A 17147-nucleotide genomic window follows, 5' to 3' on the forward strand; every position below is an offset into this window, starting at 1 on the left:
CACGGCCAGGGTACGCCGCGCCCCCGGGGCCCACAGGAGCCGCCCGGGGGATCGTTACCCACCTGCGCCCGCGCCCCGCCTCTGCCCCGCGAGGTCGCAGCCGACGGCCACCGCGCCCGGCTGCGTGGCCGTCGGCTGCGACCTCGGCGCCGCCGGGGCCGACTCAGCGGGGTGGGTCCCCGGAGATCCACTCGCCCCGGCGCATGACGGCCTCCAGCCGGAGGTCCTCCCCCACGACCAGGAGGTCCGCGAGCGCGCCCGCCGTCAGGCTCCCGGCCTCCCCGGCCAGGCCCAGGACGCGGGCCGGGACCACGGTGGCCGAGCGCAGCGCGTCCCCGAGGGGGACACCCGCCGCGACCGTCCGGCGCAGGACCTCCAGCATCGTGGCCGTGCCTCCGGCGATCGAGCCGTTGGAGACCAGGGAGGCCACCCCGTCCTGCACCCGCACCTCCGCCGCACCGAGCGTGTAGGTGCCGTCCGTCAGCCCGGTCGCGGCCATCCCGTCGGTGACCAGCGCGATGCTGTCCGCGCCGGCCAGCTCGAACGCCCACCGCACGATGCCGGGGTCCAGGTGGGTGCCGTCCGCGATGAGCTCGACGACGGCCCGGCCCTGCGCCGCGGCGCGCAGACAGGCCGGCACCGGCCCGGGCGACCGGTGGTGGATGGCGGGCATGGCGTTGAACAGGTGCGTCACCGTGGGCGAGCGGGGCGGGCCGTCCCCGGGGGCATCGCGGAGCAGGCCCTGCAGGTGGCGCAGCGCGTCGTCGACGGTCGCGGTGTCCGCGTCGGTGTGCCCGAGGGAGGGGACCACGCCGTGGGCGACGAGCAGCTCGGCCAGGTCCCGGGAACCGGGCAGCTCCGGGGCGAAGGTCATCGTCCGGAGCGTCCCCGCCGCGGCGGCGACGAGGTCGGCGGCCAGCCCGAGGTCCGGTTCCAGCATCCACGCGGGGTCCTGCGCCCCGCACCGGGCCGTGGACAGGAACGGGCCCTCGAGGTGGATCCCGGCGATCAGCCCCTCCCCGGTGAGCGCCGCCAGCAGCGGCACGGCGCCCAGCAGGTCCTCCCGTGAGGCCGTGACCAGGCTGGCCACGAGCGTCGTGGTGCCCTGGCGGTGGACGTGCTCGAGGGTGGCGCGGATCTCCTCCTCCGCCGAGGAGGAGAAGTCCGCGCCGAAACCACCGTGGCAGTGCACGTCCACGAGGCCCGGCAGCACCGTCTGCCCGGGGCCCAGGACGTGGTGCTCCCCCGGGTCGCCACCGGGGTGGCCGGACCGCGGCCCGGCGTGGACGACGCGATCCCCCTCGACGACCACGAGACCGTCCGGGTGCTCGGTGCGCCCCGTGTGCACGCGGCCCGAGAGGACCGTCCTGCGCGGGGAGTCCTCGGTGGTCACGGGGCTCACCTCCTGCTGCTCGTGCGGGGAACGGGGCGGGGTGCCCGGTCGTCGTCGGGGAAGAGCCGGCCCTCCGTCAGCAGGTCCGCCAGGGGCACCGGGCTCGCGATCTCGCCGACGAAGCTGCCGTCCACCCCGTTCTGGAAGCCGAAGACGACCCACTGGCCGTCGCGTCTGCGGACCAGCTGGGCGGCGTAGACGCCGGGCACGAAGAAGCTGGAGCTCCGTTCGAGCTCCCACGGCCCGAGCCGGCCGGCGCCGGGGGCGATCCAGGTCCCGGTGCTCGTCTCCGCGAACGGGATACCGGGCGCCAGCCGCGGGAGGCAGGAGAAGATGAGCACTGCGGTCCCGTCCACGACCTGGGACTGGACGACCTCCATCTCCCCGAAGCCGGCGGGCGCGGTCAGCGGGGGGCGGACCGTCCAGTGCTCCAGGTCGTCGCTCACGGCGTGGCCGACCACGCCGCGGGCGTCCGGGTCCCCCGTGGCGGCCCGTGCCGTCACGAGCATCTGCCACTGCCGGCTGTCGTCGTCGTAGAAGACGAAGGGGTCCCGCCACGCCTCGTCCGGCCACGTGCCCTCCCCGAGCTTCTCGTACCAGCGGGGGTCCGCCTCGAGCGGGCCCGCACCGGTGCGCTCCCAGCTGATCAGGTCGTCCGAGACGGCCGATCCGATGCGCTGCCGCAGCCCGTCCTCGGCGCGGCTGACACCGGTGTAGAAGAGGTGCCAGCGGCCGTCGTGGCCCTGGACGGTGCTGCCCGTCCAGGTCGCCATGTCGTCCCACGACGGTTCGTCGCCGGCCACGAGGGCGTCCGGCAGGAGGGTCCAGTTCTCCAGGTCGGACGAGACGGCGTGCCCGATCGAGGCCCGGCGGTGACGCCGGTCGGGGTCCCGCAGGGCGCGGCTGGCCCGCAGGAAGAACAGGTGGTAGTCCTGTCCGTCGTCGGCCAGCCAGCTGTCCCAGACCCAGTGGTCCGCGAGGCGGAACGTCATCCCTCCTCCCGGGGCAGCCGGTGCTCGGCCTCGGCCACGAACCGGTAGTAGTCGGTCAGGACGAGCCGGCTCGCCGCCGCCTCGTCCACCACGACCGTGACCGCCCGGTGGAACTGCAGGACGGACGCCGGGCACATCGCGGACACGGGCCCCTCCACGGCTGCGGCCACCGCGGCGGCCTTGCGCTCGCCCTGGGCGACGAGCAGCACCCGGCGGGCGTCGAGGATCGTGCCCAGCCCCTGGGTCACGCAGTGGGTGGGGACGTGGTCGGGGGCCTCGAAGAACCGGGCGTTGTCGGCACGGGTCCGCGCGGACAGCGCCTTGACCCGGGTGCGGGAGGACAGCGAGGACCCCGGTTCGTTGAAGCCGATGTGGCCGTTGGCGCCGATGCCCAGGATCTGGAGGTCGATACCGCCGGCGCGGGCGACGGCCTCCTCGTAGTCGCGGCAGGCCGCTCCGAGGTCGCCCCGGGAGCCGTCCGGGACCTGCACCCGCGAAGGGGGCAGACCGAAGGGCCGGGCGAGCTCGCGCTCCAGGACGGCGGCGTAGCCGGCCGGGTGCCCGGAGGGCAGCCCGACGTACTCGTCGAGGGCGAAGCAGCGGAGCCGCGTGAGGTCCAGCAGACCGTGGGCCTGGCGGCGGGCGAGCTCCCGGTAGGCCCCCAGGGGGGACGAGCCCGTGGCCACGCCCAGCACGGTGTCCGGCCGGCGCGAGACCTGCTCGGCGACGAGGTCCGCCGCGCGCGCGTCGACGTCGCCGGCCGTGGGCAGGACGAGCACTTGCATGGGGGTCCTTCCGGACGACGGGTGGAGGTGGGCGGTGCCGGGGCGGTCCGGCTCAGCCCTTGACGGCGGAGCTCGCCACGCCTTCGATGAACCAGCGCTGGAAGACGAGGAACACGACGATCACGGGCACCACCAGGAGCACCCCGAAGGCCATGACCTCGCCCCACGCCGGGGGGAGCTGGCCCGCGAAGACGCTGATCTGGAGGGGCAGGGGGCGCAGGTTCGGCTCGGAGATCATCAGCACCGGCCACAGGAACGCCCCCCACTGGGTCAGGAAGGTCAGCACCGCCACCGACGCGTACGCGGGTTTGCTCATGGGCGCGATGATCTGCCAGAACACCCGCAGCGGCCCGGCGCCGTCCATCCGCGCGGCCTCGTCGATGCTGCGGGGGATGCCGGAGAAGAACGAGTAGAAGAGGAAGATCGACAGGGCGTTGCCGATGAAGGGGACGATCTGGATCCACAGGGTGTTCCGGGCGTCGTTGTAGAGGTAGAACATGGGCACGGCCACGGCCTCGAACGGGACGATGAGCAGCAGCAGGACGCCCAGGAGCACCAGGTTCCTGCCCCGCCAGGTCAGCCGCGACAGGGCGAAGGCCGCCATCGAGTTCACGACCAGCCCGAGCCCCACCACGCAGACCGTGACGGTGACGGACACGAAGAAGAACCGCCACAGGTGGCCGGTGCTGTCCGAGGACAGGCTCGAGGCCACGCCGGTGTAGTTGTGCAGGCCCCACTCGCGCGGGTCGAAGACCTCGAAGCCGGCGAGCGTGCGGGAGGCGGGGGCCAGCGAGGCCGCCACCATGTAGGCGACCGGGGCGAAGAACAGGAGGCTCGTGACGACGAGCACCGGGTAGCGGGGCACGTCCGTCCTGCGGCGGCGGGCGGCGGGGGCGGCGGTCTGCGTCATGTCAGTCCTCCCGTTCGCGGGTGGCGCGGCGCTGGACGAGGGACAGGACCACCACGATCACGAAGAACACCACGGAGATGGCGCTCGCGCGCCCGATGTTGTTCTCGTCGAACGCCGACGTCACCGCCTCGTACATCACGGTGCGGGTGGCGTCCTCGTTGAGCCCCCCGCCGGAGCGGGCCAGCACGTAGATCTGGTCGAACACGCGCAGCGACAGGATCATCGTGTAGAGCGCCACGAAGACGAGGGTGGTGTTGATCCCGGGCAGGGTGACGTGCACGAAGCGCTGCCACGCACCGGCCCGGTCCAGGCGGGCCGCCTCGTAGAGGTCGGCGGGCACCTGCTGCAGGGCCGCCAGCAGGATCACCATCTGGAAGCCGACGCCCTGCCAGATCGACAGGACGATGACCGAGGCCAGCGCCGTGAGCTCGGAGCCCAGCCAGTCCTGGGCCCCGAAGGCACCGCCCGAGAAGAACCCGAGCAGGGAGTTGAGGAGGCCGTCGTCCCCGCGGGCGAGGATCAGCCGCCAGGTGAGGGCCACCAGGGCGATGGGGAAGACGACGGGGAGGAAGAAGACGGACCGGAAGATCCCGACCCCCCGGACGGTCTTCTGCACGAGCAGGGCCAGCGCGAGCGCGAGGGCGGTCTGCACCGGGACCACCACGGCCGCGAAGACCAGGTTGTGGAGCAGCGCGCTGAGGAACCGGCTGGACACGTCGGGGTCGGTGAAGATCCGGGCGTACTGGGTCAGCCCCATGAAGGCGGGATCGCGCGGGTCGCCGAGCCGGACGTTGTGGAAGGAGAAGCCGATGGCCGCGACGAACGGGACCGCGACGAACAGGACGAGCAGCAGCACGGCGGGACCCGCCATGAGGACCCCGGCGAGCCCGTCCCGCCGGAGCCCCCTGCGGGGCGGTGGAGCCTCTAGCACGTCCGCCGGGGCGGACGCGGGGGCCGCGAGGCCCGGTGTGGTGGTCATGGTGCACTCCTCGCAGGTGCGCGGCGGGGCCGCTGGGCGGCCCCGCCGCGGCGGTCACTCGTCCTGGTAGCCGTTGTTGTCCTCGAAGTCGGCGTCGATGGCCCGCGCCGCGCTGTCGAGCTCCTCCTGCGGGTCCGCCCCGCCCCAGATCGCCGCGAGGGCGCTGCCGTAGGAGCTCGTGACCGTGGGGTAGCCCGGGGTGATGGGCCGCGCCACCGCGATGCACTCCGGGGTGACCTCCTCCGAGCTGCAGGCCGAGGCCAGGTTGGACGCGAACAGCCCCAGCGGCCCGCCCTCGCCGTAGAGCTCGCTGCCCTCGAGGGCGCTCGTAGTGCCGGGCACCGCCGCGTTGGCCTCGACCATCGTGGCGATGCTCTCGTCGGAGTGCAGGAAGTCGAGGAAGGCACCGGCCGCGGCCTGGTCGCCGCCGGCCGCCGGCGTCACGCCCCACTGCCAGGAGCCGTGGCCCGCCTTGGTGCCGTTGCCGAGGTCGGGCAGGGGCATCAGGACCAGGTCCTCGCCGAGGGTTTCGCTGAAGGTGGGGTACATCCAGTTGCCCGTCCAGGTCAGGGCGACGTCCCCGTCGGGGAAGGCGGTGCCGCTGGTGTTCGGGTCCGTGTGCTCCTTCCACGAGGCCCACTCCTCGAGGGCCTCCACGTTCTCGGCGCTGTTGAGCACACCGTCCGCCGCGCCGTCCCGGATCAGCGTGCCACCGTTGGACCACAGGACCGGGGAGGTGGTGAAGGTTCCCCACTCGGCGGCGAAGCCGTTGGCCTCGCCCAGGTCGATCGCGTTGCCCGACGGGCTGACCTCCGCCAGCTTCTGCAGGTTCTGCTCGAACTCCTCCGCCGTCCACGCCTCGTCGGCGGTGGCCGGGGCCTCCACGCCCGCGGCGTCGAGGAGCTGCTGGTTGCCCCACAGCCCGAGCCCGACGTCGAACATGCCGACAGCGTAGGTCTGGTCCTGGTACGTGCCGCTCTCCCGCACGCCCTCGATCCGGTTCTCGAGGGTCTCCTGCGACACCACGTCGTCGAGGGGCACGAGCTTGCGGTCGTAGACGAAGGACGCCATCGTCGGGGCGTCCATCTCCATCACGTCGGGCAGGTCCTCCGCGGCGGTCGCCTGGACGGTGCTGGTGTAGTCCGGCTCGGGGATGAGGGTCAGCTCGACGCTGACGTCCTCCTGCGAGTCGTTGTACTCGGCGACGAGGGCCTCGAGCGCCTCGGCCTCGGCCGCCTGGCCGCTGTGGGCCCAGACCTCGATCACGCCGTCGCCCTCCCCGCTGCCGCTCGCGCTCTCCCCACCGCCGCCGCAGGCGGCCAGCACCACGGCCATCGACAGGCCGGTCCCCAGCACCACGGCCCGGGACCGGCGCCTCGTTCGTGCACTCATGAGCAGTTCCCCTTCTCTCGGCCGCAGTGTTCGCGATCGTCACAGCTGTCGTTCCCCCAGCTTGGACTAGACCAATTTGTGTGTCAATGCTCACACCTCGGGAAACGGTGCCCGCAGGACCGGGCGGCGCGGTCGATATGCTGGCCCCATGAGCGCGGAGCCGCGGGCCGTCCCGAAGTACTACCTGCTCAAGGAGCAGCTCCGGGCGCTCGTGCGGGACGCGACCCCCGGCGCGCTCATCCCCACGGAGCGGGCGCTCGCCGAGCAGTACGCCACCTCCCGGACCACGGTCCGCCAGGCCATCGGCGAGCTCGTGGCGGAAGGGGTGCTGGGCCGGGCCCAGGGCCGGGGGACCTTCGTGGCCCCGCCGCGGTTCACCTACGTCCGCCAGCTCACCTCGTTCAGCGACGACGCCGACGCCCAGGGCCTCGTGAGCTCCTCCACGGTCCTCGACGTGAGCCGCACGGCCGCCGACGACGACGCAGCGGCCCGGCTGCGCGTGCCCGTCGGCGCCGAGCTCGCGCGGGTGGAGCGGATCCGCCTCATCAACGGCGAGCCGCTGGCCCACGAGGTCGCCCTGCTCGCCGGAGCGCTGCCCGGCCTGGCGGCGCACCTGGACCGGACCGGCTCCCTGTACACCGCGCTGCGCCAGGACTACGGCATCGACATCGTGGCGGCCGAGGACACCGTGGAGACCCGGCTCGCCGGCCCGGACGACGTCCGGCTCCTGGGCATCGAGATGGGGGCTCCCCTGCTGCTGATCCACCGGCTCGGGTTCACGGCTGACGACTCCCCCGTGGAGTGGACCCGCTCGGTGTTCCGCGGGGACAGGTTCCGCTTCCTGGCCCGGATGAAGGGGCCGCAGCACTGACCCGCGAGGTCGCGGGCGCTCTCGCGGGCGCGGGCGGCGCGTCGGCGGCAGAATGGGAGCAGACCGCCGTCCCCGACCGCTCCGGAGGCTCCCATGACCACGCTGCACGACTTCACCGCCACCACCCTGGACGGGCGCGAGCAGCCGCTGTCCGAGTACGCCGGGAAGGTGGTGCTCGTGGTCAACACCGCGAGCGAGTGCGGGTTCACACCGCAGTACGAGGGCCTCGAGCAGCTGTGGCGGGACTTCCGGCAGGACGGGCTCGTGGTCCTGGGCTTCCCCTGCAACCAGTTCGGGCACCAGGAGCCGGGCAGCGAGGAGGAGATCGCCGACTTCTGCAGCCGCAACTACGGCGTGACGTTCCCGATGTTCGAGAAGGTCGACGTCAACGGCCCCGGCGCCCACCCCCTGTGGTCGTGGCTGCGCGAGGAGCGGGGCGGGATCATGGGCGACGCCATCAAGTGGAACTTCACCAAGTTCCTCGTGGGCCGGGACGGGCGGGTGATCCGCCGCTTCGCCCCGAAGACGTCGCCGGCGCAGCTCGCCGGCAGCATCGAGTCGGCGCTGGCCCACGGGGAGGCGCCCGCCGGGACAGAGTCCGCCGGAACGAGTTGAGGCGGGTCAGCGGCCGGCCATCTCCCGCAGCACATCCGCGAGCGCGGTCAGGCCCCGCTCCAGCTCCCGGTCGGTGATCACCAGCGGCGGGCTCAGCCGGATGGTGGAGCCGTGGGTGTCCTTGGCGAGGATCCCGTGGGCCACCAGCCGCTCGCAGCACTCCCGGCCGGTGCCGAGCCGCGGATCGATGTCGATCCCGGCCCACAGCCCGCGCCCGCGCACCTCGGTCAGGCCCAGCGGCGCCAGCTCCGCCAGGCCGGCGTGCAGCTTCTCCCCCATGACCCGCGCCCGCTCCTGGGGCTCCCCGGTGGCGAGGAGGGCGACGACGGCGCGGCCGACGGCGCCGGCCAGCGGGTTCCCGCCGAACGTGCTGCCGTGCTGGCCGGGCCGCAGCACCGAGAGCACGTCCGCCCGGCCCACCACCGCGGACACCGGCAGGACTCCCCCGCCCAGGGCCTTGCCCAGCAGGTAGAGGTCCGCCTCCACGTCCTCGTGCTCGCACGCCAGCGTCCGGCCGGTGCGGCCCAGCCCGGACTGGATCTCGTCCGCGACGAGCAGGACGCCGCGCTCGGCCGTGCACCGCCGCACGCCCTGCAGGTACCCCGGCGGCGGCACGATCACCCCGGCCTCGCCCTGGATGGGCTCCAGCAGCACAGCGACGGTGTCCTCGGTGACGGCCGCCTCGAGGGCGGCGAGGTCCCCGAACGGGACGGTCACGAAGCCCGGCGTGTAGGGGCCGTAGTTGCGGTGCGCCTCGTCGTCGTCGGAGAAGCTGATGACCGTGGTGGTGCGGCCGTGGAAGTTCCCCGCCGCCACCACGATCTGCGCCCGGCCCGGGGCCACCCCCTTGCGCTCGTAGCCCCACTTGCGGGCGACCTTGATCGCCGACTCCACGGCCTCGGCGCCGGTGTTCATCGGCAGCATCATGTCCTGGCCGAGCAGCTCGCACAGCTCCCGGGCGAAGGGGCCGAGCTGGTCGTTGTGGACGGCCCGGCTGGTCAGCGTCACGCGCTCCAGCTGGGTCCGGGCCGCCTCGAGGACCGCCGGGTGGCCGTGGCCGAAGTTCAGCGCCGAGTAGCCGGCGAGGAAGTCGAGGTACTCCCGGCCCTCCACGTCCGTGACGGTGGTGCCCTGGGCCCGGGCCGCCACCACGTCCAGCGGGGAGTACGTGCGCGCGGTGTACCGCTCGGCGGTCTCCACGAGTTCCCGCGTGCTCGTGCCGTGAGCGGTGCCGGCCGCGGGGTCGACGAACTGCGTCGGGGCGTGGTTCATGGGGTTTCTCCCGGTTCCTCGCTGGTGTTGTCTGGAGCGTGTGCGGTCCAGCCCATCACGTACAACGCCGCCGGGCCCGCATTACAGTCCCGGCCCCGCGCCGCGCGGCCCGTCCCCGACCTGCAGGAGGAACCGTGTTCCCCGACTTCACCGCCCACGACGTCCCCGTGGCCGACGGCACGATCCACGCCCGCACGCGCGGCGACGGCCCGCCCGTGCTCCTGCTGCACGGCTTCCCGCAGACCCACGCCATGTGGCACCACCTCGCCCCCGTGCTGGCCGAGGAGTTCACCGTGGTCGCCGCCGACCTGCGCGGCTACGGCGGCTCGCGCACGAGCAGCGAGGACCACACCTTCCGGGCGATGGCCGCCGACCAGGTGCAGCTCATGCGGGCGCTGGGCCACGAGCGGTTCTCCGTCGTCGGGCACGACCGCGGCGCCCGGACCGCCCACCGGATGGCGCTCGACGCCCCCGGCGCGGTGGCGTCCGCGGCCCTGCTGGACATCCTGCCCACCCTGGAGGTGTGGCGGTCGATGGACGCGTGGATGGCCCTGCAGTACTACCACTGGGCCTTCCTCGCCCAGGGCGAGGGCCTGCCGCAGACCCTGATCGGCCACGACCCCGTGTACTTCGTGCGCCGGACGCTCCAGGGGCTCAGCGGCACGCAGGTCCCGTTCGACCCGGCGGCGCTCGCCGCCTACGAGGACGCGGCGCGGGATCCCGCCGTGGTCGACGCCTGGTGCCGCGACTACCGCGCGGCCGCCGGCCCGGACCGGGAGATCGACGAGGCGGACGAGCACGAGCAGCGGGACCTGCCCGCCCTCGTCCTGTGGGGTGCGCGGGGGCGGGTCGGGGCGCGGGAGGACCCGCTCGCGCTGTGGCGGCGGCAGTTCCCGCGGGCCACGGGCCGGGCCCTGGACGCGGGCCACTTCCTCGCCGAGGAGCGGCCGGAGGAGGTGGCGGCGGACGTCCTGGCGCACCTGCGTGCTGCGCGGACGTAGTCGCGGCCGTGACGCGGTGATCGGGAGGCGCGGCCACGGCCGCGCCTCCCGGTCACCGCGCCGGGGACCTACTTCTGCATCCACTGGTCGCTCGCGTAGTCCGTCCTCCCGTCGGCTTGGGTGAAGTCGGTGTACACCCATACCCTCAGGTACTCGCGCCCGGAGAACGTGTAGGGCCTGAGCCACACGTGCTTGGTCGCCCAGCTGTGGTGGTAGGTGGCCTTCCGCCAGCCGTCCTTCTCCACGTAGATCGTCCGCGTCCCCCAGTCGCAGTCGGTCGGGTGGCACTTGCCGTACACCCTGACGGAGCCGCCGGGAGTGACGCAGCTGCCGCCGACGGGGCACAGCACCTGGTCCGCGCAGCCCCAGTTCACGTCCACCCGGGTGACGGACCTGGTGTTCGGGTCGGTGTTGCGCCAGGTGCCCGAGATGGTGTCAGGGCCGACGCACAGGGCCTGGGCCGGTGCCGCACTCACCGTGGTGCCGACGAAAACGATGGCCAGGGCGGCCATGATTGCAGCGATCAGGGAGACGGCGGTGACGTGCCGAGCGTTCCGGAATCGCATCGTGCTGTGGGACATGACGGTTCCCTCCTTCTGAGGATGTGGCCTCTGCCGCTTCGCCCCGAGGCGGTCCGACCGTCCCGTCGAGCACCCGGCATGCATCCAGCGTGGCAGTCGGTCCCGTCCACCGAGTCCACCCCGGGATGGACTTCCGGCCTCCTCCCCCGGGAGTACACCGGCCCGGGACACCGGCGTCCACGGTGCCGGGCCGGCCCCGGCATGCTCGAGACCGCTGACCCGCCGCCCCATGCACAGCACCCGGGCGTTGTCGGAGAGCACCGAGGGTGCTGGTCCCGCCGAACAGGAGGTACGGGCCCGTGCCCAGGATGGTCCCACCGGGCGGCTCCTGGACGCCGCCGGGGTCCACGGCCACCTCTGGAGACGGGCGCCGAGCATGACCTCCGACCCGCAGCAGCTGTTCCCGGGCGAGCAGTTCATCAGCACCGTCCTCGCGGCGCTGGAGACCAAGACGACCATGTCCGGCGAGCTGGCGCGGCGCTACCTGCAGCGCGCCGGGATGGCCGGAATGATCATCGGTGTCCTGTTCGCCGCGAACTTCGCCGCGTTCGACGCCGTGCCCGCCGGGGACGCGACGCTGCGCCCCCTGGGGCGCCTGCTGGGCGCCGTGACCTTCGGCTGGGCTCTGGTCTTCATCTACTACTCGAAGTCCGAGCTCCTGACGTCCAACATGATGATCGTCTCCATCGGCGCCTACTACCGCCGCACCTCGTGGTTCAAGGCGGTGCGGCTGCTCGGGCTGTGCTATTTGGGCAACTTCCTGGGCAGGCTGCTCGTGGCCGTGGTGCTGCGCTTCAGCACCATCACGGACGGGCCCGCGCACGCGGAGATGGAGGCCGCCGTGGCGCACAAGCTCGAGTTCGTCACCAGCGGCGCCACCGGGTGGACGGACTCGACGTGGGGGCCGCGGGCGCCAACGTGGGGATCGCCCTCCTGGGCAACTTCCTGGGCGGCGGGGTCCTGATCGGCTTCTACTACGCGTACGTCAACGACGACGCCGGGTACCGCCCCCGCACCCGCTGACGCGGGATCCCCGGCGCGCTCGCTCTCGGCCAAAAACTCTTCAGCTCACTTACCTTTTGCGGGGAGACCCCGTAGCGTGGGCCGGGCACGTCATTCGAGCAGCACCCCATCGAGAAGAAGGAGCACCAGCATGCGAAGGATCCTGTTCATGGTCGGCACCGCGGTCTTCGGCCGCATCATGGCGAAGCGGCGCGAGAACAAGGCCGGCGGCCGCTAGTACCGGAAGCGCCACTCGGTGCGGGAGCGGTAGGTCTGCCCCGGGCGCAGCACCGGGTCGGAGAGCTCCGGCCGGTTCGGCGAGTCCGGGTGGTACTGGGGCTCCAGGGCGATCCCCGCTCCCCGCGGATAGGCGCGCCCGCCGGTGCCGGTGATGGTGCCGTCCAGGGCGTTGCCCGTGTACACCTGCAGGGCCGGCTGGTCGGTCCACAGCTCCACGGACCGCCCGCTCGCCGGGTGCTCCAGCCGGGCGGCGGCGCGCAGCCCGGTGCCGCGCAGGTGGAAGGAGTGGTCGATCCCGCCCACGGCCGCGATCTGCGGGTGCTCCGCCCGCACCCGGTCCCCGAGCCGGGCGGGGGCGGTGAGGTCCAGCGGCGTCCCGCGCACGGCGGCGAGGCCGTCCAGCGGCACCCCGTCCCGGCCGACCGGCAGGTACCGGTCGGCCTCGACGGTGAGCGTGTGGTCGTCGACCGTCCCCGACCCCTCCCCGGCGAGGTTGAGGTAGACGTGGCTCGCGGGCCCGACCACGGTCGGGGCGTCGGTGCGGGCCTCCAGGTCCAGGGCGAGGACGTCGTCCGTGACGGCGTACCGGGCCCGGAGGACCACCTCGCCGGGAAAGCCCTGGTCCCCGTCCGGGCTGACCAGCTCCAGCACCAGGACGTCGCGGCTCGCGGAGACCGTCCGCCAGGTGCGGCGGTGGAAGCCGTCGGGACCGCCGTGCAGGGTGTTGCCGCCCTCGTTGGCCGCCAGTTCCACGGTGGTCCCGTCGAGGTCGAAGCGGGCCCCGGCGATCCGGTTGGCGCAGCGGCCGACCACCGCCCCCAGGAAGGCCTCCGGGGGCGCCGCGCAGCCGGCGGCGTCCGGGTGCCCCAGCACCACGTTGGTGCCGGGGCCCCCGGCCGGGCCGGGCAGGTGCAGGGCCTGGACCGCGGCGCCGAGGTCGAGCACGCGCAGGCTCAGCCCGCCCGGGGTAGCGAGGGTGTGCGCGGTGACCTCCCGACCGTCGGGCAGCGTCCCGAAGGACCGCGGGGCGGGCGCGGTCATTTGAGCGCGTTCGAGGCGCGGCGCTTGTTGAACACGTCGAACCCGACCGCCAGCAGGAGCACCAGGCCCTTGATGAACTGCTGGTAGTCGATGCCCACGCCCATGAGGGACATGCCGTTGTTGAGCACGCCCATGATCAGACCGCCGGTGATGGCGCCGATGATGGTGCCCACGCCACCGGTCACGGCGGCGCCGCCGATGAAGGCCGCGGCGATCGCGTCCAGCTCGAACAGGTTTCCGGCGCCCGGCCCGGCGGAGTTGAGCCGGCCGGTGAACACCAGCCCGGCCAGCGCGGCCAGCACGCCCATGTTGACGAAGAGCAGGAAGTCGACGCGCTTGGTGTTCACACCGGACAGCTGGGCCGCCTGGAGGTTGCCGCCGCGGGCGTACACGTGGCGGCCGAACACCGTCCGGTTCATGACGGCGCTGTAGGCGACCACCAGCACGCCGAGGACCACGAGCACGATCGGCGTCCCGCCGCGCGAGCTGGCCAGCAGGAAGGTGAGCGCGAGGATGACGACGACGCCGAAGACCAGCCGCGTGAGGAACCAGGCGCGCGGCTCGTCCTCGAGGTGGAGCTTCGCCCGGTTGGCCCGGCCCCGGAGCTGGCTCAGCACGAGCATGGCCGTGGCGATCAGGCCGATGCCCACCGTGGTCCAGTCCAGGATGTTGGTCGCCGGCGGGAACAGCCCCGGGAAGAGGGAGCCGCCGCCGAGCTGGCGGTACTCCGGCGGGAAGCCGGTGATCCGCTGGTTCTCGAGCACGATCTGCGTCAGCCCGCGGAAGACCAGCATGCCGGCGAGGGTCACGATGAAGGCGGGGATCCCGATGTAGGCCACCCAGAAGCCCTGCCAGGCGCCCACGAGGGCACCGACCGCGAGGGCGGCGAGGAGGGCCACCCACCACGGCAGGCTCCAGTCCCGGATCATGATCCCGGACATGGCGCCCACGAACGCGGCCACCGAGCCGACCGACAGGTCGATGTGCCCGGCCACGATGATCATGACCATGCCGATCGCCAGCAGCAGGATGTAGCTGTTCTGGACGATGATGTTGTAGACGTTGTCCGGCTGCAGCAGCGCGCCGCCGGTCAGGGCCTGGAACAGCGTCACGATCACCAGCAGGGCCAGGAAGATGCCGATCTGGCGGAGCCGGCTCATGAGGAACCGGCCGGCGCCGGCCACGGTGGAGGCCTTCTGCGGGCCCCGGCTGTCGAGAGCCCGGTCCTCGTCGACGAGGGTGGAAGCCATGGGTCAGTCCTTTTCCTTGGTCATGTGCTGCATGAGTCGTTCGGGGGTGGCCTCGGCGATGGGCACCTCGGCGGTGATCCGGCCCTCGGCGAGCGTGTAGATCCGGTCGCAGATCCCCAGCAGCTCCGGCAGCTCGGAGGAGATGACCAGCACCGCCTTCCCCTGCGCGGCCAGCCTGTTGATGATCGTGTAGATCTCGTACTTCGCCCCCACGTCGATGCCGCGGGTGGGCTCGTCGAGGATGAGCACGTCGGGGTCGGCGAACATCCACTTGGACAGGACGACCTTCTGCTGGTTGCCGCCGGAGAGCTTGCCGGTGATCGAGGACACCGAGGGCGCCTTGATGTTCATGCTGGTGCGGTAGTCCTGCGCCACGAGCGTCTCGCGCCCGCCGTCGACCCAGCCCGCGGACGTCAGCTTGCCCAGCGCCGCCGAGGAGATGTTCCGCTTGATGTCGTCGATGAGGTTGAGCCCGTAGCGCTTGCGGTCCTCCGTGGCGTAGGCGATGCCGTGCCGGATCGCCTCGCTGACGGTGCGCGCCGTGATCTCCTCACCGTTCTTGTACATCTGCCCGGTGATGTTGGACCCGTAGCTGCGCCCGAAGATGCTCATGGCCAGCTCCGTGCGCCCGGCGCCCATGAGCCCGGCGATGCCCACGATCTCGCCCGCCCGCACGGACAGGTGCGCGTTGTCCACCACCACCCGCGAGTGCTCCTGCGGGTGGTGCACGGTCCAGTCCTCGACGCGGAGCACCTCCGCGCCGATGTCGGGGACCCGCTCGGGGTAGCGGTTCGTCAGCTCGCGGCCCACCATGCCCTTGATGATCCGGTCCTCGGTGACCGACCCGTCGTGCAGGCTGAGGGTCTCGATGGTCTGCCCGTCGCGCAGGATCGTCACGGAGTCGGCGATCGCCCGGATCTCGTTGAGCTTGTGGCTGATGATGATGCAGGTGATCCCGTCCTCGCGCAGCCCGCGGACCAGGCCCAGCAGGTGCGCGGAGTCCTCGTCGTTGAGGGCGGCCGTGGGCTCGTCGAGGATGAGCAGCTTCACGTCCTTGGAGAGCGCCTTGGCGATCTCCACGAGCTGCTGCTTGCCCACCCCGATGTCCCCGGCCGGGACGCTGGGGTTCACGTCGAGGCCCACGCGCCGGAGCAGGTCGGCGGCCCTGGCGTTGGTCTCGTTCCAGTTGATGAACCCGCGGGTGGCGCGCTCGTTGCCGAGGAAGATGTTCTCGGCGACGGACAGGAACGGGGACAGGGCCAGCTCCTGGTGGATGATGACCACCCCGCTGCGCTCGCTGTCCTTGATGTCCCGGAAGGAGACGGTCTCGCCCTCCAGGACGATGTCCCCCTCGTAGGTGCCGTGCGGGTACACGCCGGACAGGACCTTCATGAGGGTGGACTTGCCGGCGCCGTTCTCCCCGCAGATCGCGTGGACCTCGCCGCGGGCGACGGCCAGGGTGACGTCCTGCAGCGCCTTGACGCCGGGGAAGGACTTGCTGATCCGGCGCATCTCCAGAACGTGCTCGCTCATGCGGGCCTCCTCGTCTCGAGCTGGTGGGTGGGTGGACGGGACGGACCGGCCGGGCGGCGGAGTGCCGCCCGGCCGGTCGCGCTCACTCGAGCTCGGACGCCTCGTAGTAGCCGCTGTCCACGAGGACCTCCTGGTAGTTGTCCTTCGTGACGATCTGCGACTCGAGCAGGTAGGCGGGGACCACCTTCACGCCGTTGTCGTAGGTCTCCTCGTCGTTGACCTCGGGCTCCTCGCCCTGCATCAGGGAGTCCACCATGAGCACCGCGCGCTCGCCGAGCTCGCGGACGTCCTTGAAGATCGTGGAGTACTGCTCGTCGTTGACGATCGACTTCACGGACCCGACCTCGGCGTCCTGGCCAGTCACCACGGGCAGCTCGTCCTGGGAGTAGCCGCCGGAGCGCAGCGCGGAGATGATGCCGATCGAAAGGCCGTCGTACGGGGAGAGCACGCCGTCGAGCTGGTCGCCGCCGCCCACCGTGATGAGGTCCTCCATCCGGTCCTGGGCGGTGTCCGGCAGCCAGCGCAGGATGGCGGCCTGCTCGAACTCCGTCTGGCCGCTGGGGACGTTGAGCGTGCCGTCGTCCAGGTAGGGCTTGAGGGTGTCCATCGCGCCGTCCCAGAAGAAGGTCGCGTTGTTGTCGTCGGGGCTGCCGGCGAAGAGCTCCACGTTGAAGGGGCCCTTCTCGCCGGTGGGCTCGCCGTTCTCGTCGAGGACCCCGAGGCCGGTGAGCAGCGACGTGCCCTGCTGCACGCCCACCTCGTAGTTGTCGAAGGTGGTGTAGTAGTCCACGGTGTCCGACTCGTTGATGAGGCGGTCGTAGGCGATCACGGGGATCTCCTGGGTCTCGGCCGTGTCGAGCACGCTGGTCAGCGTGGTGCCGTCGATCGAGGCGATCACCAGGGCCTTGGCCCCGCCGTTGATCATGTTCTCGATCTGGGAGATCTGGGTGGGGATGTCGTCGTTGGCGTACTGGAGGTCCACCTCGTAGCCGAGCTCCTCGAGCTGCGCCTTGACGTTCTCGCCGTCGGCGATCCAGCGCTCGGACTGCTGCGTGGGCATCGCCACGCCGATCTTGGCGCCCTCGTTGGAGCCCTCCTCCGCGCCGCCGCGGTTGCCGCCGCAGGCCGTGAGGCCCAGGGCGAGGGTCAGGGCGGTCACCCCGGTGAGGGTCTTCTTCAGGTCGATCTTCGGGGTCATGGTCGTGCCTTTCGTCGGTCCGGGCCGCACTGCCCGGTGGTGGGAGTGTTCGAGCGAGGTCGGTGCTGGTGAGATCTCGTGGTGGTCGTCAG

Annotated in this window: 16 protein-coding genes; 4 read left to right on the forward strand and 12 right to left on the reverse strand. The window is 72.3% G+C overall.

Features of this window, described 5'->3' with window-relative positions:
* Positions 1–163 precede the first annotated feature (163 nt).
* Genes nagA through E7Z53_RS01470 form a run of 6 tightly spaced genes read right to left on the reverse strand, consistent with a single transcriptional unit; the run spans position 164 to position 6451 of the window.
* Positions 164–1393 (reverse strand): N-acetylglucosamine-6-phosphate deacetylase, encoded by a 1230-nt coding sequence (gene nagA / locus E7Z53_RS01445; RefSeq protein ID WP_176336993.1) that lies wholly within the window; start codon positions 1391–1393, stop codon positions 164–166.
* 5 nt (positions 1394–1398) lie between these two features.
* Complete coding sequence (locus tag E7Z53_RS01450; RefSeq protein ID WP_176336994.1) at positions 1399–2385, reverse strand: family 43 glycosylhydrolase; 987 nt, start codon at positions 2383–2385, stop codon at positions 1399–1401.
* The gene (nagB, locus tag E7Z53_RS01455) at positions 2382–3170 is read right to left on the reverse strand and encodes a glucosamine-6-phosphate deaminase (RefSeq protein WP_031283062.1); all 789 of its coding nucleotides are present in this window, start codon (positions 3168–3170) and stop codon (positions 2382–2384) included. Before nagB ends, E7Z53_RS01450 begins: the two co-directional genes overlap by 4 nt.
* A gap of 52 nt (positions 3171–3222) precedes the next feature.
* Positions 3223–4080 carry a carbohydrate ABC transporter permease gene (locus E7Z53_RS01460; RefSeq protein ID WP_176336995.1) on the reverse strand — a complete coding sequence of 286 codons (858 nt, stop codon included), beginning with the start codon at positions 4078–4080 and terminating at the stop codon, positions 3223–3225.
* A gap of 1 nt (position 4081) precedes the next feature.
* On the reverse strand, positions 4082–5059 hold the full coding sequence (locus E7Z53_RS01465) for a carbohydrate ABC transporter permease (protein WP_176336996.1): 978 nt from the start codon (positions 5057–5059) through the stop codon (positions 4082–4084).
* A 54-nt stretch (positions 5060–5113) separates the two neighbouring features.
* Entirely contained in the window at positions 5114–6451 is a 1338-nt protein-coding gene (locus E7Z53_RS01470; RefSeq protein ID WP_176336997.1) for an ABC transporter substrate-binding protein, read from the reverse strand.
* A 148-nt stretch (positions 6452–6599) separates the two neighbouring features.
* Between E7Z53_RS01470 and E7Z53_RS01475 the strand changes: the two genes are divergently transcribed.
* Both E7Z53_RS01475 and E7Z53_RS01480 read left to right on the forward strand, forming a co-directional pair.
* Complete coding sequence (locus tag E7Z53_RS01475; protein WP_035923531.1) at positions 6600–7322, forward strand: GntR family transcriptional regulator; 723 nt, start codon at positions 6600–6602, stop codon at positions 7320–7322.
* Between the two features lie 93 nt (positions 7323–7415).
* Positions 7416–7937, forward strand: a complete 522-nt coding sequence (locus E7Z53_RS01480; protein WP_176336998.1) for a glutathione peroxidase — start codon at positions 7416–7418, stop codon at positions 7935–7937.
* Between the two features lie 6 nt (positions 7938–7943).
* Here E7Z53_RS01480 and rocD read toward each other — a convergent pair whose 3' ends face one another.
* Complete coding sequence (gene rocD / locus E7Z53_RS01485) at positions 7944–9209, reverse strand: ornithine--oxo-acid transaminase (RefSeq protein WP_172604314.1); 1266 nt, start codon at positions 9207–9209, stop codon at positions 7944–7946.
* Between the two features lie 134 nt (positions 9210–9343).
* On the opposite strand from rocD, the gene E7Z53_RS01490 reads away from it, so the two are divergent.
* Positions 9344–10210 (forward strand): alpha/beta fold hydrolase, encoded by an 867-nt coding sequence (locus E7Z53_RS01490; protein WP_176336999.1) that lies wholly within the window; start codon positions 9344–9346, stop codon positions 10208–10210.
* Positions 10211–10278: 68 nt separating this feature from the next.
* On the opposite strand, the gene E7Z53_RS01495 is transcribed toward E7Z53_RS01490, so the two are convergent.
* On the reverse strand, positions 10279–10791 hold the full coding sequence (locus E7Z53_RS01495; RefSeq protein ID WP_035923536.1) for a hypothetical protein: 513 nt from the start codon (positions 10789–10791) through the stop codon (positions 10279–10281).
* 376 nt (positions 10792–11167) lie between these two features.
* Between E7Z53_RS01495 and E7Z53_RS01500 the strand changes: the two genes are divergently transcribed.
* Entirely contained in the window at positions 11168–11755 is a 588-nt protein-coding gene (locus tag E7Z53_RS01500) for a formate/nitrite transporter family protein (protein ID WP_052132675.1), read from the forward strand.
* A gap of 272 nt (positions 11756–12027) precedes the next feature.
* Here the strand turns inward: E7Z53_RS01500 and E7Z53_RS01505 are convergent, their stop codons facing one another.
* The 4 genes from E7Z53_RS01505 to chvE all read right to left on the reverse strand — a co-directional run bounded on the left by E7Z53_RS01505 (position 12028) and on the right by chvE (position 17055).
* The gene (locus tag E7Z53_RS01505; RefSeq protein ID WP_176337000.1) at positions 12028–13074 is read right to left on the reverse strand and encodes an aldose epimerase family protein; all 1047 of its coding nucleotides are present in this window, start codon (positions 13072–13074) and stop codon (positions 12028–12030) included.
* A complete protein-coding gene (mmsB, locus tag E7Z53_RS01510; protein WP_095650319.1) occupies positions 13071–14234 on the reverse strand; it encodes a multiple monosaccharide ABC transporter permease in 1164 nt (387 codons plus the stop codon). Before mmsB ends, E7Z53_RS01505 begins: the two co-directional genes overlap by 4 nt.
* 93 nt (positions 14235–14327) lie before the next feature.
* A complete protein-coding gene (gene mmsA / locus E7Z53_RS01515; RefSeq protein ID WP_109244182.1) occupies positions 14328–15857 on the reverse strand; it encodes a multiple monosaccharide ABC transporter ATP-binding protein in 1530 nt (509 codons plus the stop codon).
* A gap of 82 nt (positions 15858–15939) precedes the next feature.
* Positions 15940–17055, reverse strand: a complete 1116-nt coding sequence (gene chvE / locus E7Z53_RS01520) for a multiple monosaccharide ABC transporter substrate-binding protein (RefSeq protein WP_176337001.1) — start codon at positions 17053–17055, stop codon at positions 15940–15942.
* Positions 17056–17147 lie beyond the last annotated feature (92 nt).

This window comes from Kocuria salina (genome assembly GCF_013368965.1).
Taxonomy (GTDB): domain Bacteria; phylum Actinomycetota; class Actinomycetes; order Actinomycetales; family Micrococcaceae; genus Kocuria; species Kocuria rosea.

What these genes read in the sequence shown, in the direction of transcription:
- E7Z53_RS01450 (WP_176336994.1), bottom strand. Translation starts at nt 2,385, where the DNA reads ATGACGTTCCGCCTCGCGGACCACTGGGTCTGGGACAGCTGGCTGGCC.
- nagB (WP_031283062.1), bottom strand. Translation starts at nt 3,170, where the DNA reads ATGCAAGTGCTCGTCCTGCCCACGGCCGGCGACGTCGACGCGCGCGCG.
- E7Z53_RS01460 (WP_176336995.1), bottom strand. Translation starts at nt 4,080, where the DNA reads ATGACGCAGACCGCCGCCCCCGCCGCCCGCCGCCGCAGGACGGACGTG.
- E7Z53_RS01465 (WP_176336996.1), bottom strand. Translation starts at nt 5,059, where the DNA reads ATGACCACCACACCGGGCCTCGCGGCCCCCGCGTCCGCCCCGGCGGAC.
- E7Z53_RS01470 (WP_176336997.1), bottom strand. Translation starts at nt 6,451, where the DNA reads ATGAGTGCACGAACGAGGCGCCGGTCCCGGGCCGTGGTGCTGGGGACC.
- E7Z53_RS01475 (WP_035923531.1), top strand. Translation starts at nt 6,600, where the DNA reads ATGAGCGCGGAGCCGCGGGCCGTCCCGAAGTACTACCTGCTCAAGGAG.
- E7Z53_RS01480 (WP_176336998.1), top strand. Translation starts at nt 7,416, where the DNA reads ATGACCACGCTGCACGACTTCACCGCCACCACCCTGGACGGGCGCGAG.
- rocD (WP_172604314.1), bottom strand. Translation starts at nt 9,209, where the DNA reads ATGAACCACGCCCCGACGCAGTTCGTCGACCCCGCGGCCGGCACCGCT.
- E7Z53_RS01495 (WP_035923536.1), bottom strand. Translation starts at nt 10,791, where the DNA reads ATGTCCCACAGCACGATGCGATTCCGGAACGCTCGGCACGTCACCGCC.
- E7Z53_RS01500 (WP_052132675.1), top strand. Translation starts at nt 11,168, where the DNA reads ATGACCTCCGACCCGCAGCAGCTGTTCCCGGGCGAGCAGTTCATCAGC.
- E7Z53_RS01505 (WP_176337000.1), bottom strand. Translation starts at nt 13,074, where the DNA reads ATGACCGCGCCCGCCCCGCGGTCCTTCGGGACGCTGCCCGACGGTCGG.
- mmsB (WP_095650319.1), bottom strand. Translation starts at nt 14,234, where the DNA reads ATGAGCCGGCTCCGCCAGATCGGCATCTTCCTGGCCCTGCTGGTGATC.
- mmsA (WP_109244182.1), bottom strand. Translation starts at nt 15,857, where the DNA reads ATGAGCGAGCACGTTCTGGAGATGCGCCGGATCAGCAAGTCCTTCCCC.
- chvE (WP_176337001.1), bottom strand. Translation starts at nt 17,055, where the DNA reads ATGACCCCGAAGATCGACCTGAAGAAGACCCTCACCGGGGTGACCGCC.